Below are 12,287 nucleotides of genomic sequence, written 5' to 3' on the forward strand. Positions count from 1 at the left end.
GCGCCGCGACCGGCATTAGCCGTCGCGGCGTTTTACCATTGAATTTGCGTGCTTTCGCGGCGGCGCACAGAACTTATTTAGGAGCGCGTCATGGCTGTTGGTCTTGGTCCTTTGCCTACTTTGCACCCGGTTGCCGGTTTTGAACTGGGTATTGCTTCTGCCGGTATCAAGCGTGTGGGACGCAAGGATGTCGTGGTAATGCGCTGCGCCGAAGGCTCCAGCGTTGCAGGCGTATTCACTTTGAATGCGTTTTGCGCTGCGCCGGTGATCCTGGCCAAGCAACGTTTTCAGGGCGCGATCCGCTACCTGCTGACCAACACCGGCAATGCCAATGCGGGCACCGGTACCCCGGGTCTGATCGCGGCTGCCCGTACCTGCGACAAGCTCGCTGAACTGGCAGGGGTTGATGCCAATTCGGTTCTGCCGTATTCCACGGGGGTAATCGGTGAGCCGCTGCCGGTCGAGAAAATCGAAGGCGCACTGCAAGCCGCGCTGGACGACCTTTCCGAGGACAACTGGGCACAAGCGGCCACCGGTATCATGACTACTGACACTTTGCCCAAAGGTGCCAGCCGCCAGTTCGAGCACGAGGGTGTAACCATCACCGTGACCGGTATCAGCAAAGGCGCGGGGATGATTCGTCCCAACATGGCCACCATGCTCGGGTACATCGCGACCGACGCCAAGGTTTCCCGTGAAGTGCTGCAAAACCTGCTGCTTGACGGCGCCAACAAGTCGTTCAACCGCATCACCATCGATGGTGATACGTCGACCAACGATTGCTGCATGTTGATTGCTACCGGCAAAGCCGACCTGCCTGAGATCACCGAAGCCAACGGCCCGCTGTTCGCTGCCCTGAAGCAGGCAGTGTTAGAGGTCTGCATGGAAGTGGCGCAAGCCATTGTGCGTGACGGTGAAGGTGCAACCAAGTTCGTCACTGTTGAAGTGAATGGCGGCGCTAACCATCAGGAATGCCTGGACGTGGGTTACACCGTTGCCCATTCGCCACTGATCAAAACGGCACTCTTTGCATCTGATCCGAACTGGGGTCGCATCCTGGCCGCTGTAGGCCGTGCTGGCGTACCTGATCTGGACGTGAGCAAAATCGACGTGTACCTGGGTGAGGTATGTATCGCCAGCGGTGGTGCGCGTTCGGTCAGTTATACCGAAGAGCAGGGCTCGGCAGTGATGGCCCGGGAAGAAATCACCATTCGTATCGAACTGGGTCGCGGTGTGTGCAGTGAAACCATCTGGACCACTGACCTGTCCCACGAGTACGTGAAAATCAACGCCGAATACCGCACTTAAATCCGGTTCTGCAACAAGTACCCTGTATTCGTCAAAAGGACGGCCCACCATGAGCTTGCATCTGATCATTGGCGACAAGTTGTACTCATCCTGGTCCTTGCGTGCCGCTCTGGCGCTGGAACTTGCAGGTGTTTCGTATAGCGAACAGATGATCAAGCTGGGTCAGCCCGATACCCGGGCTTTGATCCTGCAGTACTCGGCAACGGGCAAAGTACCCCTGTTGCAGACCGAACACGGCACCATTGCCGATTCTCTGGCAATTGCCGAATACCTGAATGAGCAATTCCCGGCCGCTCAATTGTGGCCGGCAGATATCGCCGCGCGGGCCCAGGCCCGATCGGCATGTGCGCAAATGCACAGCGGCTTTTTTGGCTTGCGGGCAAACTTGCCCTTTGATTTGAGCCACGATCAGGCGTTGGCGTCCATGCCTGCCGAAGCTCGGGCCGATATCGAAAGAATCAGTGCGTTGTGGGCAGAGTGCCGCGCACTGGCAATCGAAAGCGGGCCGTATCTGTTCGGGCCTCCGAGCCTGGTGGACGCTTTTTTCGCACCGGTGGCAGTCCGTCTTCATACCTATCGTGTAGCTCTGTCGGCTGAAGATGCCGCCTATGTTGAAGCCATTTACCAATGGCCCGCGTTCAAAGCCTGGCAACAGGCCGGATTAGAGGAAGTACAAGGGTGAAACGAGTTCATGTGGCTGCGGCCGTTATTCGAGGTACAGACGGTAAAATCCTGATCGCACGTCGTGCAGATTCCCAGCATCAAGGCGGGCTTTGGGAGTTTCCTGGCGGCAAGGTTGAGGCTGGTGAGTCGGTTGAGGCTGCTCTGGGTCGTGAACTGCAAGAAGAGTTGGGGATCAGGGTTGAATCGGCTCGCCCCTTGATCAAGGTGCAGCATGATTACCCTGACAAACAGGTCTTGCTGGATGTCTGGGAAGTCTCGGCCTTTGCAGGTGAGCCACATGGGGTAGAAGGCCAGCCAGTGGCCTGGGTCTCTGCGCGCGAATTGGCTGATTACCAGTTTCCGGCGGCTAACGAGCCGATCGTGGCCGCTGCCCGTTTGTCTGATCAGTACCTGATTACTCCGGACGGGCTGGAAACGCCGGAACTGCTACGGGGGCTGAAGAAGGCCATTGCTGGCGGCATCAAACTGGTTCAGCTGCGAGCCCCCAATGGTTATGACCCCAAGTACCGTGATCTGGCTGTAGATGCTACGGGGTTGTGTGCGGGCAAGGCGCAACTGATGCTCAAGGGGCCACTGGAGTGGCTGGGTGACTTTCCTTCGGCGGGCTGGCATTTAACTGCTGCGCAACTGCGTAAGTACGCGTCCAAGGGGCGGCCTCTGGCGAAAGATCGCTGGCTGGCAGCCTCATGTCACAACGCAGAAGAGTTGGCGTTGGCTGAGCAAATGGATGTGGATTTCGTGACCCTGTCACCGGTTCTGCCCACTCAGACCCACCCTGATGCGCAACCTTTGGGTTGGGAGCAGGCTCAGCAACTGGTTGCCGGCTTCAGCAAGCCGGTATTTTTGCTGGGCGGCCTGGGGCCGGATGATCTTCAACAGGCATGGGCGATTGGTGCGCAAGGTGTTGCCGGGATTCGCGCACTCTGGCCTGAGGCTTGATACGCAATCTGCAGGGGTTCTGGCAGTCGAGTGATTGCGCCCTGATTTAAAACGCTGCGCCTGAATAACCAAACCCGGCGCCTGCCGGGTTTTGCTATGCAGGGCGCGTCGGCCTTCAGTCGTAAATGGCTTTTTTCTTCCAGTCGCCGTCGGTCTCATCTGTTCTGAGTCCCTCGGTCAGTTCATTGACCTCGTCCGTGGACGGCTCAAGCCCGTTCTGCAACATTGCGTTGGCGCGGGCCAGCTGAGCTTCAAACGCCTTGAGCTGGGCGCTGTACTGCGCGTCAGGCTGTTTACGCAGGTATTGCACGCCACGCTCAAAGGCCAGGCGCGCCTGGCCCGGCTGATTCTGCTGCAGGGCCAGCTGGCCAAGGTTGTTGAAAAATTCGATATGCAAGATCACCAGCAGGTGACGGATTTCTTTGAGCCACTGCTTGGCTTCGTTGGTCGCCAGCACTCGATCCTTGGTGGCGCGGGTGATCTGGCCGTGCAGTGTTTCCAGCTGGAAACGCACATCCTTGGCTTTGGCTTCGGTGAGAATCGGGCGCGGAGGGTTGTTGACCGGTATCGACTCGCCTTGCGCGAGCAGGGCATTGAGCTCGGCAACCCGGGCTTTCAATGCAGCACTGGATTTGTTAAGGAGTAACAGTCGCTGGGTGGCGTTGAGCTCGAGCCGAGTCAGTAGAAGTTTCAGGGCAGGGGACATCATTTGCCCTGGAAACGTTTCGTTCACTTCACTCAGGCGACGGATGCGGTCGTTGAGCTCGACCTTGAGGCGGGCTTTTTCCAGGTTTTTGTTTTCCACCACATGGTTCATGTAACCGATGGCGATCAGAAGTGCGATCCCGCCTATGACAAGCAGGGCGATCATGGAAGGAGTCAACGTTAGAACCTCTTCAGGGTGGTCTGCCGGCTCTATAAAAAGAAGCTGGGAATCGATAGGTACAAATTGCCATCACCTAATGCTGTCAATCATAACGCCTTGGGAGATGACGGAATATAGACGTCAGGAGTTCGGCGACATACTGCGCATGAAAAAGCCTAAAGGAGAGGGAAGTCATTGATTTCAATATATTTTAAGAATGGGGTTGACGACTTCCCAATCCATCCCTAGAATGCGCGCCAATTGCAGCGTAAAGCGAACAGCCAAACGCATGTAACCAGTGAAGTTGTAGCGTGTCCCCTTCGTCTAGTGGCCTAGGACACCGCCCTTTCACGGCGGTAACAGGGGTTCGAGTCCCCTAGGGGACGCCATTGCGGGAATAGCTCAGTTGGTAGAGCACGACCTTGCCAAGGTCGGGGTCGCGAGTTCGAGTCTCGTTTCCCGCTCCATTTTTAAGCAATCACGCTCTCGGGCGGGGTTGAGTGAAAGCCAAAGCATTTACTTCGGTAAATGCGGTTGACACTGAAATGTACAGTGTACGTTTCGGGCAACGTCCCCTTCGTCTAGTGGCCTAGGACACCGCCCTTTCACGGCGGTAACAGGGGTTCGAGTCCCCTAGGGGACGCCATTATTGCGGGAATAGCTCAGTTGGTAGAGCACGACCTTGCCAAGGTCGGGGTCGCGAGTTCGAGTCTCGTTTCCCGCTCCATTTTTAAGCAATCACGCTCTCGGGCGGGGTTGAGTGAAAGCCAAAGCGTTTACTGCGGTTAATGCGGCTGACACTGAAATGTACAGTGTACGTTTCGGGCAACGTCCCCTTCGTCTAGTGGCCTAGGACACCGCCCTTTCACGGCGGTAACAGGGGTTCGAGTCCCCTAGGGGACGCCATTATTGCGGGAATAGCTCAGTTGGTAGAGCACGACCTTGCCAAGGTCGGGGTCGCGAGTTCGAGTCTCGTTTCCCGCTCCAAATTTTGTTTTTTGGAGCTACGCAGTTGCAAAAAACACCAGAAAGCAGCCTTCGGGCTGCTTTTTGCGTTTCAGCGTTTTAATCCCCCCGGTACCCCCGCCAAACGCTCTAAGCCCATAACCAAACGATCTGCAAGAAAAGTACGACTCGCGCCACAGATGGATTCAAACCTGTGTTGAGTTCCGCAGATGTCGCATTATTTCGATAGCGCCCAGCGCCGGGACATCCTGGCCTTGTCCCGCACATTCACCGGCCGGACCCAATGGCCCACATGGTTATTGTTGATTGCCGTACCCGGCGCATGGTTTGCCTTGCTGCTCGGCAGTTCGCTGATTGGCAGTTGGTGGACCAGCGGATTGCTGATTCCGGTTGTAGTGTTGTGGATGTCGCTGCAGCACGAATTGCTGCACGGTCATCCCACCCGCTTTGAGTGGTTCAACAAGCTGCTGGGCTATGCCCCTTTTGCCGTGTGGTATCCATACACCCTGTACCGCGACAGCCATTTGTTGCATCACCGCGACCATGACCTGACTGTGCCGGGGGTTGATCCGGAAAGCCGCTATTTGAGCCAGGCGCGATGGCAAGGCAGCTCTAAAATGCTGCGCGGCGTGCACTGGTTGAACAAAACCGTGCTGGGACGACTGCTGCTGGGGGCGCCTCTGTCGTTGGCCGGCCTGGCTGGACAAGAACTGCAGCGCTTGCTCAGTGGTGATGCCCGAGCCTGGCGCATGTGGCTGACCCACGGTTGTCTGACGCTGCTGATGTTTGCTTTTATTGCCCGCTACAGTGAAGTGACAGTTTGCCAGTATGTATTTTTTGTCAGCGTACCGGCGCTGTCGGTGGGCGCCATTCGCTCCTTTTATGAACATCGGCCCGCTGTACGTCCCGAGCAGCGCACGGTGCTTAACGAAGCGGGCTGGCCCTGGACCTGGCTGTTCCTGAATCTGAACCTGCATCTGGTGCACCATGATCTGCCTGGTGTGCCATGGTTCTACTTGCCCGCAATCTATCAGGCGCGGCGTGCCCAATGGCAACAACGCAGTGGCGGCTTTCTGGTACGGGGGTATGGCGAATTGATTCGTGGTCACGGCCTGCAGCCGATTGATAGCCCGCAGCACCCGTTCAATTGAACCCACAGGGAGCACCCGATGCCGGGACGTTATGCAGAACTCGTGATGTACGTTGCGCCGCAACCGGTGAAGGTTGCCAGTGAGCAGTGGCTGACTCGAATTGTGGAGCTACTGGATGTACCTCGTCGTGATGGCCGGGGGCTGGAGTTGCTTGAGTTGTTAAGGTCCCCGGATCTGTTGCTGACCCAGACCTGTGGTTACCCGCTGATGACCCTGTTGCGCGGTCAGGTGCAGCTGGTGGGTCGCCCGCGCTATGAACTGAATGACAGCAGCGCGGGCAACCACTGCAGTTTGATCGTCAGCCGCGCCACCGACCCGCGTACCGATCTGGCTGACTTCAAGGGCAGTCGCGGGGTGATCAACGACCTGCACTCCAACAGCGGCATGAACCTGTTTCGTCACCGTCTGGCGCCGTTGCAGCAGGGTGGACGATTCTTTGCCAGCGTGGCCATCAGCGGTGCCCATCAACAAAGCCTGCGCCATGTGCGTGAAGGATGGGCTGACCTGGCTTGCATCGACAGTGTCACCTTTGACTGTCTGGCCCGTTACGCCCCGGCAGAGGTCGCGGGCTTACGCACTGTGGCACGTACCGAAAACAGCCCCACCTTGCCTTACATCACCGCGCTCGGCACCGGGCGCGGTGGTGCAGAGCAGATTCGCCGGGCAATGAATCAGGCTTTGCAGCAATTGCCGCAGGTCAGGGCTGTATTGGGTGTGCAGGAAGTATTGCCGGTCAGCGAAGTGGATTATCAACCTGTGCTCGATCTTCAGCGAGTCGCCACCGAATGTGGGTATGCAGTACTGGCTTAGATGTTTTTTAGTCAAATAACGAATAACTAAATGTGTTTTTAGTATTTAAATTGAATAAAGGCCTTTGATAGGATCGCCGCACCGGATCACCGGACATACCGTTTTTACTTCTTTTGGAGCCTTTATGTCCGGCGCCGACACCTCTCACCGAGACTATGTGGGACTGCTTTATCGCACCCATCATGGCTGGCTGCAGGCGCGTTTGCGCCGCTACCCCGGTTCCAGCAGCTACGCTGAAGACATTGCGGCCGAAACCTTTACCCAGCTTTTGAGCGTCGGGCAGGGGATGTCGATCCGCGAACCCCGTGCCCTTTTGACCACCATTGCCCGACGCTTGATTTACCAGCGCTGGCGCCGCCGAGACGTGGAGCAGGCGTATCTGATGAAGATGCAGCATGAACTTGCGCTTTGTTCGCCATCACCCGAGGCGCTGGCCCAGGCTCATCAAACCTTGCAGATGATTGACGCGCTGCTCGACGGTTTGCCGCAAAAGGTTCGGAACACTTTTCTGCTCTCAAGGGTCAATGGTCTTACGTATCCAGAAATAGCGGCGCAGTTGGGTATTTCCCGGCGCTCTGTCAGCGATTACATGAGCCTTGCCCTTGGCCGCTGCTTGATAAGCGACGCTGCACTGCCGAAACAAAGCCCCTTCATAACAAGAGACTCGCTATGAACAACCTTAAACAATGGCTCGGCGGCACGCTGCTGGCACTGGGGATCGCAACGCAACCGGTATTGGCCGCGCCTGCGGCTGCACCCGTGCACTTCGGTGATATCACTTGGGAAAGCGGCAGCCTGATCACTGAAGTACTGCGTTTAATTACCGAAAAAGGCTACGGCGTGGCCACGGATACCTTGCCCGGCAGTACCGTCAGCCTCGAAGCGGCGCTGGCCAAAAATGACATCCAGGTGATTGGCGAAGAATGGGCAGGGCGCAGCCCGGTGTGGGTCAAGGCCGAGGCTGAAGGCAAGGTGTTCGGTCTGGGTGACATCGTCAAAAACGCCAGTGAGGGTTGGTGGGTGCCGGAGTACGTGGTCAAGGGCGACCCTGAAAAAGGCATCAAGGCCGTGGCCCCCGACTTGAAGTCGGTAAAGGATCTGGCGCGCTATAAAGAAGTATTCCGCGATCAGGAAGACCCGAGCCGCGGGCGTTTTCTCAATAGTCCGACCGGCTGGACCTCTGAAATTGTAAACAGTCAAAAGCTCAAGGCTTATGGCCTGGACAAGGATTTTGTAAATTTCCGCACCGGCTCGGGCGCTGCGCTGGACGCAGAAGTCAGTTCTTCGATTCGCCGTGGCAAGCCCGTGTTGTTTTACTACTGGTCGCCAACCCCGCTGATCGGGCGCTATAAGCTGATCAAGCTGGAAGAACCGGCGTTTGATGCCGAGGCCTGGAAAACCCTGGCTGATGCCAGCAACCCCAACCCCAAAGGTACGAGCTCATTACCGGCAAAACTGGCCATTGGCGTATCGGCCCCCTTTAAAGCTCAATACCCGCAGTTAGTGGAGTTCTATGAAAAAGTCGATTTCCCTATCGACCTGTTGAACACCACCCTGGCCCGGATGAGCGAAAAACGTACCGAGCCACGCAAGGCGGCAGAAGCCTTTTTACGTGAACAGCCGCAGATCTGGCATGCCTGGGTCACCCCCGATGCCGCGGCCAAGGTCGATGCGGCCCTCAAAGCCGATTAACGCTTTCAATCAAGCAAGAGCACGGCATGTTCCCTGAAAATTTGACGTTTTCCATCGCCGGTTGGGTCAATGATGGAGTTGATGCACTGGTGAGCAATTACGGGGATGTGTTCCGGCACATCTCCGACACTTTGCTTTGGGCCATTATCAACCTCGAAACCCTGCTGCGCCTGACACCCTGGTGGTTGATGCTGGCCATTGTCGGTGCCATAGGCTGGCACGCCACACGTAAAATCCTCAGTACCCTGTTGATTGTCGGCCTGTTGTTTTTAGTGGGGGCGGTCGGCCTGTGGGACAAACTCATGCAAACCCTGGCATTGATGATGGTGGCCACGGTTATTTCGGTGTTGCTGGGGATTCCGCTGGGGATTCTGGCGGCCCGCAGCAATCGCTTGCGTGCGGTGATGATGCCGTTGCTGGACATCATGCAAACCATGCCCAGTTTTGTGTACCTGATTCCGGTGCTGATGCTGTTCGGCCTGGGCAAGGTTCCGGCGATCTTTGCCACGGTGATCTATGCCGTGCCGCCACTGATCCGTCTGACTGATCTGGGCTTGCGCCAGGTCGACCGGGAGGTGATGGAAGCGATCAACGCTTTTGGTGCCAATCCATGGCAGCAACTGTTCGGTGTGCAATTGCCGCTGGCCATGCCCAGCATCATGGCCGGGATTAACCAGACCACCATGATGGCGCTGTCGATGGTAGTCATCGCCTCAATGATCGGTGCCCGGGGGCTGGGTGAGGATGTGCTGGTGGGTATTCAGACACTCAACGTCGGCAAAGGCCTTGAAGCGGGGCTGGCGATTGTGATTCTGGCCGTGGTTATCGACCGGATCACCCAGGCCTATGGCCGTACTCGGCACGGGGAGCAAAAATGACCCCGGTGGCCCTCGACAAGATCGAAGTACGCAACGTTTTCAAGGTGTTTGGCAGCCGCGAAAAAGAAGTCATGACCCTGCTCCGGGAGGGCCTGAAAAAGGAACAGGTACTGGCGCAAACCGGTTGTGTGGTGGGGGTCAATGATCTGTCCTTGTCGATTCGCGCGGGTGAGGTGTTCGTCATCATGGGGTTGTCCGGCTCGGGCAAGTCGACGCTGGTGCGCCACCTCAACCGTCTGATCGACCCCACCAGCGGCCAGATCCTGGTGGATGGTGAAAACATCCTGGATTACGACATGCCTGCCTTGCGCCAGTTTCGACGGCACAAAATCAGCATGGTGTTTCAGGGCTTTGGCTTGCTGCCCCATCGCAACGTGCTGGAAAACGTGGCCTACGGCCTCAAGGTGCGCGGCGAGAGTAAAGGTCAGTGCAATGAGCGGGCGCGGCACTGGATATCGATGGTAGGGCTGCAGGGCTATGAACAGGCTTTCGTGCAGCAACTGTCGGGAGGCATGCGCCAGCGAGTAGGGCTGGCGCGGGCTCTGGCGACTGACACCGACATTATTCTGATGGATGAAGCCTTCAGCGCCCTGGACCCGTTAATCCGTGCAGAAATGCAGGATCAGCTGTTGGAGCTACAGCGAACCCTGGAAAAAACCATTGTTTTTATCACCCACGACCTGGATGAAGCGCTGCGTATTGGTAATCGCATCGCCATGCTCAAGGACGGGCAGCTGATTCAGGTGGGGACGCCGCAGGAAATCCTGCTGAGCCCCGCGGACGATTACGTGGAGCGTTTTGTACAACGTCACCGGGCCAGGCTTATTTGACCTCATAGCGCACGGACAGCACGCCCTTTTTCTGGCCAACCGACAGCACGCTGACGGCATGTAACGCGGCCAATGAGCGGACATGGGTGCCGCCACAGGGATAACCCGGCAAGTCGCCAAAGCGGATAACCCGTTGCCCGGAGTCGTGCTGCATGTGCCTTGGCAAGTCGGCTCTGATCCATTGCTCAAGATGCTGTTCGATGGTTTCGGGCTCCAGCTCTTGCGGATTATCGCCGGGGGTGAAGCTTACCCGGCATTCGCCCGGCCAGTGGTGGGCCTTGGCGGGAATCCAGCCTGCCTGCTCACCCAGCACGCCAATCAAGTGTCCGGCCGAGTGCAGGCGCGCATTTAGATGGCGGCGTGTCGCGTCAACTTCTGCCCGTGCCGGGCCTGGCAAAACCGGCTGTTTGAGGTAATGCACGATGGCGTCCTGTTCTTGCAGTACTTTCACCACTTCACTGTCTGCAATCCAGCCAGTATCAGATGGCTGCCCGCCGCCCTGAGGGTGGAAGGGCGTGGCATTGAGGACCACTGCAAAGCCGTCTTCGTGGGGCGTACAGCGCAGAACCTCGACCTCTGCGGTCAGTGCGTCATCGGTAAAAAACAGGCGTTGGGTCATGGTTCTATCCTGGAGGGTTTCTTTTTCCAGTATAGGGGCGGCCCTTGAGTGTGATAATCCATCCAAATTTCAATGGACCTGTGCGTTGTGAGCATAAATCTCCCGCTGTCGTTATTGGCTGAAATGGTGATTTTCGTAAAGGTGGTCGAGGCCGGGAGTTTTTCCGCAGCTTCGCGTCAGCTTTCAATGTCGCCTTCAGCGGTCAGTCGCAGTATTTCGCGGCTGGAAAAAGCTCTGGCCATCCGTTTGCTGCAACGGACTACGCGCAAGTTGCGCCTCAGCGATGCCGGAGAAGAGGTTTTCAAGCGCTGCCTTGAGGTAACGGGCGCGGCGCAGTCAGTGATGGATTTAAGCGGGCGCTTTACCCTGGAGGCCGAAGGGCTGATCCGGGTCAGCGTGCCCAAAGCCGTGGGTCGCTATGTGATACACCCGCATATGCCCGAGTTCTTGCGGCGCTATCCCGGGGTTGATGTGCAATTAATTCTTGAAGATCGCTATGTCGACCTGATCGATGACAACGTTGACCTGAGCATCCGCATTACCGATCAGCCGCCACCGGGCCTGGTGGGACGCCAGCTGTTTGTGATTGAGCATTTGCTGTGTGCCACGCCGGGTTATCTGGCAGAGCACGGGGTGCCGCAACAGCCTGAGGACCTGCGTGATCACAGCTGTATTTATCTGGGGGAGACCCCGGCGGATGCGCGCTGGAAGTTCAGGCAGGGCGCCAAGTCAGTGACAGTCGGGGTACGTGGCCGTTATGCGGCCAACCATACGGGCGTAAGGCTGGACGCGGTGTTGCAGCATATCGGGATTGGCAGTCTGCCGTACTTCACGGCGTGTCAGGCGCTGGAGCAGGGGCTGATTGTGCAAGTGCTGCCGGCGTGGAATTTTATCGCCTCCTACCACGGAGCTGCGTGGTTGTTGCATGCCCCTTCGCGCTATATGCCACCCAAATTGCGGGTGTTTATCGATTATCTGGTGGAGCGCCTGGGGCAAGAACCGCTGCGGCCCTGACAGTGGCATGGGGGCATCAGTACTGGAGGCACAAAAAAGCCCGCCAGGTAAACCGGGCGGGCTTTTAGAATCGGGCGCCTGGCGCGTCAATCAGTGCTGCGGGCTGTCTTCGTTGGTCGGTAGCGCCATAAATTGCTTTTCCTGGTTCCAGTCGAATGGTTCGCCGTTTTGTTCGGCTTCAAAGCGACGTTCTTCCAGGGCTTCGTACATGTCCAGCTCTTCATCGGACAAGAAGTTAAAGCACGCGCCGCCGAAGAACCACAGCAAATCGCGAGGTACCAGGTGGGCGATTTGCGGATAGCGTTCGATCACCTGACACAGGATATCCTGGCCCAGATACTGGCTGCTGTCAAAGTCGGTCAGCAGGCCGCTTTTCATTTCATCGAAGCGTTCCAGGAACAGGGCATGGCTTTCTTCCGGGATCTGTTCGGCATCACCGACAGCAACCAGGATACTGCGCAACATATCGAGCAGGGCTAGGTTATGGTTGAGATCGTTGGTGGCCATTGCGGTGTCCTCTAGAGCAAAACG

The 12,287-nt window shown here is 57.2% G+C and carries 13 protein-coding genes and 6 tRNA genes; 16 read left to right on the forward strand and 3 right to left on the reverse strand.

Going from position 1 to position 12,287, the window contains the following annotated elements:
• The first annotated feature begins 90 nt into the window (after positions 1-90).
• From argJ to FEZ21_RS09480, 3 genes are read left to right on the forward strand one after another with little or no spacing between them, the layout of a single operon-like run.
• Positions 91-1,308 carry a bifunctional glutamate N-acetyltransferase/amino-acid acetyltransferase ArgJ gene (argJ, locus tag FEZ21_RS09470; protein WP_003442593.1) on the forward strand — a complete coding sequence of 406 codons (1,218 nt, stop codon included), beginning with the start codon at positions 91-93 and terminating at the stop codon, positions 1,306-1,308.
• Between the two features lie 49 nt (positions 1,309-1,357).
• Positions 1,358-1,990 (forward strand): glutathione S-transferase, encoded by a 633-nt coding sequence (locus tag FEZ21_RS09475; RefSeq protein ID WP_003442582.1) that lies wholly within the window; start codon positions 1,358-1,360, stop codon positions 1,988-1,990.
• Positions 1,987-2,931 carry a Nudix family hydrolase gene (locus FEZ21_RS09480; RefSeq protein ID WP_160626938.1) on the forward strand — a complete coding sequence of 315 codons (945 nt, stop codon included), beginning with the start codon at positions 1,987-1,989 and terminating at the stop codon, positions 2,929-2,931. Before FEZ21_RS09475 ends, FEZ21_RS09480 begins: the two co-directional genes overlap by 4 nt.
• 115 nt (positions 2,932-3,046) lie before the next feature.
• Here the strand turns inward: FEZ21_RS09480 and FEZ21_RS09485 are convergent, their stop codons facing one another.
• Entirely contained in the window at positions 3,047-3,802 is a 756-nt protein-coding gene (locus FEZ21_RS09485; protein ID WP_178092365.1) for a hypothetical protein, read from the reverse strand.
• A gap of 307 nt (positions 3,803-4,109) precedes the next feature.
• Between FEZ21_RS09485 and FEZ21_RS09490 the strand changes: the two genes are divergently transcribed.
• From FEZ21_RS09490 to FEZ21_RS09545, 12 genes are all read left to right on the forward strand, one after another.
• Positions 4,110-4,185, forward strand: a tRNA-Glu gene (locus tag FEZ21_RS09490).
• A 2-nt stretch (positions 4,186-4,187) separates the two neighbouring features.
• Positions 4,188-4,263 (forward strand) — tRNA-Gly (locus tag FEZ21_RS09495).
• A 103-nt stretch (positions 4,264-4,366) separates the two neighbouring features.
• Positions 4,367-4,442: transfer RNA gene (locus tag FEZ21_RS09500), tRNA-Glu, on the forward strand.
• Between the two features lie 5 nt (positions 4,443-4,447).
• Positions 4,448-4,523 (forward strand) — tRNA-Gly (locus tag FEZ21_RS09505).
• Positions 4,524-4,626: 103 nt separating this feature from the next.
• Positions 4,627-4,702: transfer RNA gene (locus FEZ21_RS09510), tRNA-Glu, on the forward strand.
• A 5-nt stretch (positions 4,703-4,707) separates the two neighbouring features.
• A tRNA-Gly gene (locus FEZ21_RS09515) sits at positions 4,708-4,783 on the forward strand.
• Positions 4,784-4,971: 188 nt separating this feature from the next.
• Positions 4,972-5,913, forward strand: coding sequence for a fatty acid desaturase (locus tag FEZ21_RS09520; protein WP_160626940.1), 942 nt, complete (start codon positions 4,972-4,974; stop codon positions 5,911-5,913).
• 18 nt (positions 5,914-5,931) lie between these two features.
• On the forward strand, positions 5,932-6,723 hold the full coding sequence (locus FEZ21_RS09525; protein ID WP_160626942.1) for a phosphate/phosphite/phosphonate ABC transporter substrate-binding protein: 792 nt from the start codon (positions 5,932-5,934) through the stop codon (positions 6,721-6,723).
• A gap of 124 nt (positions 6,724-6,847) precedes the next feature.
• The gene (locus FEZ21_RS09530) at positions 6,848-7,396 is read left to right on the forward strand and encodes a sigma-70 family RNA polymerase sigma factor (RefSeq protein WP_160626944.1); all 549 of its coding nucleotides are present in this window, start codon (positions 6,848-6,850) and stop codon (positions 7,394-7,396) included.
• Positions 7,393-8,415, forward strand: coding sequence for an ABC transporter substrate-binding protein (locus FEZ21_RS09535; protein ID WP_003442572.1), 1,023 nt, complete (start codon positions 7,393-7,395; stop codon positions 8,413-8,415). Before FEZ21_RS09530 ends, FEZ21_RS09535 begins: the two co-directional genes overlap by 4 nt.
• Before the next feature lie 26 nt (positions 8,416-8,441).
• Positions 8,442-9,293: a proline/glycine betaine ABC transporter permease gene (locus FEZ21_RS09540; RefSeq protein ID WP_003442571.1), complete on the forward strand. Its 852-nt coding sequence runs from the start codon at positions 8,442-8,444 to the stop codon at positions 9,291-9,293.
• Positions 9,290-10,123 (forward strand): glycine betaine/L-proline ABC transporter ATP-binding protein, encoded by an 834-nt coding sequence (locus tag FEZ21_RS09545; RefSeq protein WP_127196186.1) that lies wholly within the window; start codon positions 9,290-9,292, stop codon positions 10,121-10,123. Before FEZ21_RS09540 ends, FEZ21_RS09545 begins: the two co-directional genes overlap by 4 nt.
• Here FEZ21_RS09545 and FEZ21_RS09550 read toward each other — a convergent pair.
• Positions 10,116-10,742 (reverse strand): alanyl-tRNA editing protein, encoded by a 627-nt coding sequence (locus FEZ21_RS09550; RefSeq protein ID WP_127196187.1) that lies wholly within the window; start codon positions 10,740-10,742, stop codon positions 10,116-10,118. The genes FEZ21_RS09545 and FEZ21_RS09550 overlap by 8 nt on opposite strands.
• 87 nt (positions 10,743-10,829) lie before the next feature.
• On the opposite strand from FEZ21_RS09550, the gene FEZ21_RS09555 reads away from it, so the two are divergent.
• Positions 10,830-11,756, forward strand: coding sequence for a LysR family transcriptional regulator (locus FEZ21_RS09555; protein ID WP_003442568.1), 927 nt, complete (start codon positions 10,830-10,832; stop codon positions 11,754-11,756).
• Between the two features lie 90 nt (positions 11,757-11,846).
• On the opposite strand, the gene FEZ21_RS09560 is transcribed toward FEZ21_RS09555, so the two are convergent.
• Positions 11,847-12,263 (reverse strand): PA2817 family protein, encoded by a 417-nt coding sequence (locus FEZ21_RS09560; RefSeq protein WP_003442567.1) that lies wholly within the window; start codon positions 12,261-12,263, stop codon positions 11,847-11,849.
• Positions 12,264-12,287: the final 24 nt, after the last annotated feature.

The organism is Pseudomonas sp. 9.1(2019), assembly GCF_009910445.1.
GTDB classification, from domain to species: domain Bacteria; phylum Pseudomonadota; class Gammaproteobacteria; order Pseudomonadales; family Pseudomonadaceae; genus Aquipseudomonas; species Aquipseudomonas paraversuta.

Coding starts and splice junctions, on each gene's coding strand:
- FEZ21_RS09530 (WP_160626944.1), top strand. CDS start 6,848: ATGTCCGGCGCCGACACCTCTCACCGAGACTATGTGGGACTGCTTTAT.
- FEZ21_RS09550 (WP_127196187.1), bottom strand. CDS start 10,742: ATGACCCAACGCCTGTTTTTTACCGATGACGCACTGACCGCAGAGGTC.
- FEZ21_RS09525 (WP_160626942.1), top strand. CDS start 5,932: ATGCCGGGACGTTATGCAGAACTCGTGATGTACGTTGCGCCGCAACCG.
- FEZ21_RS09545 (WP_127196186.1), top strand. CDS start 9,290: ATGACCCCGGTGGCCCTCGACAAGATCGAAGTACGCAACGTTTTCAAG.
- FEZ21_RS09560 (WP_003442567.1), bottom strand. CDS start 12,263: ATGGCCACCAACGATCTCAACCATAACCTAGCCCTGCTCGATATGTTG.
- FEZ21_RS09485 (WP_178092365.1), bottom strand. CDS start 3,802: ATGATCGCCCTGCTTGTCATAGGCGGGATCGCACTTCTGATCGCCATC.
- argJ (WP_003442593.1), top strand. CDS start 91: ATGGCTGTTGGTCTTGGTCCTTTGCCTACTTTGCACCCGGTTGCCGGT.
- FEZ21_RS09520 (WP_160626940.1), top strand. CDS start 4,972: ATGTCGCATTATTTCGATAGCGCCCAGCGCCGGGACATCCTGGCCTTG.
- FEZ21_RS09475 (WP_003442582.1), top strand. CDS start 1,358: ATGAGCTTGCATCTGATCATTGGCGACAAGTTGTACTCATCCTGGTCC.
- FEZ21_RS09540 (WP_003442571.1), top strand. CDS start 8,442: ATGTTCCCTGAAAATTTGACGTTTTCCATCGCCGGTTGGGTCAATGAT.
- FEZ21_RS09535 (WP_003442572.1), top strand. CDS start 7,393: ATGAACAACCTTAAACAATGGCTCGGCGGCACGCTGCTGGCACTGGGG.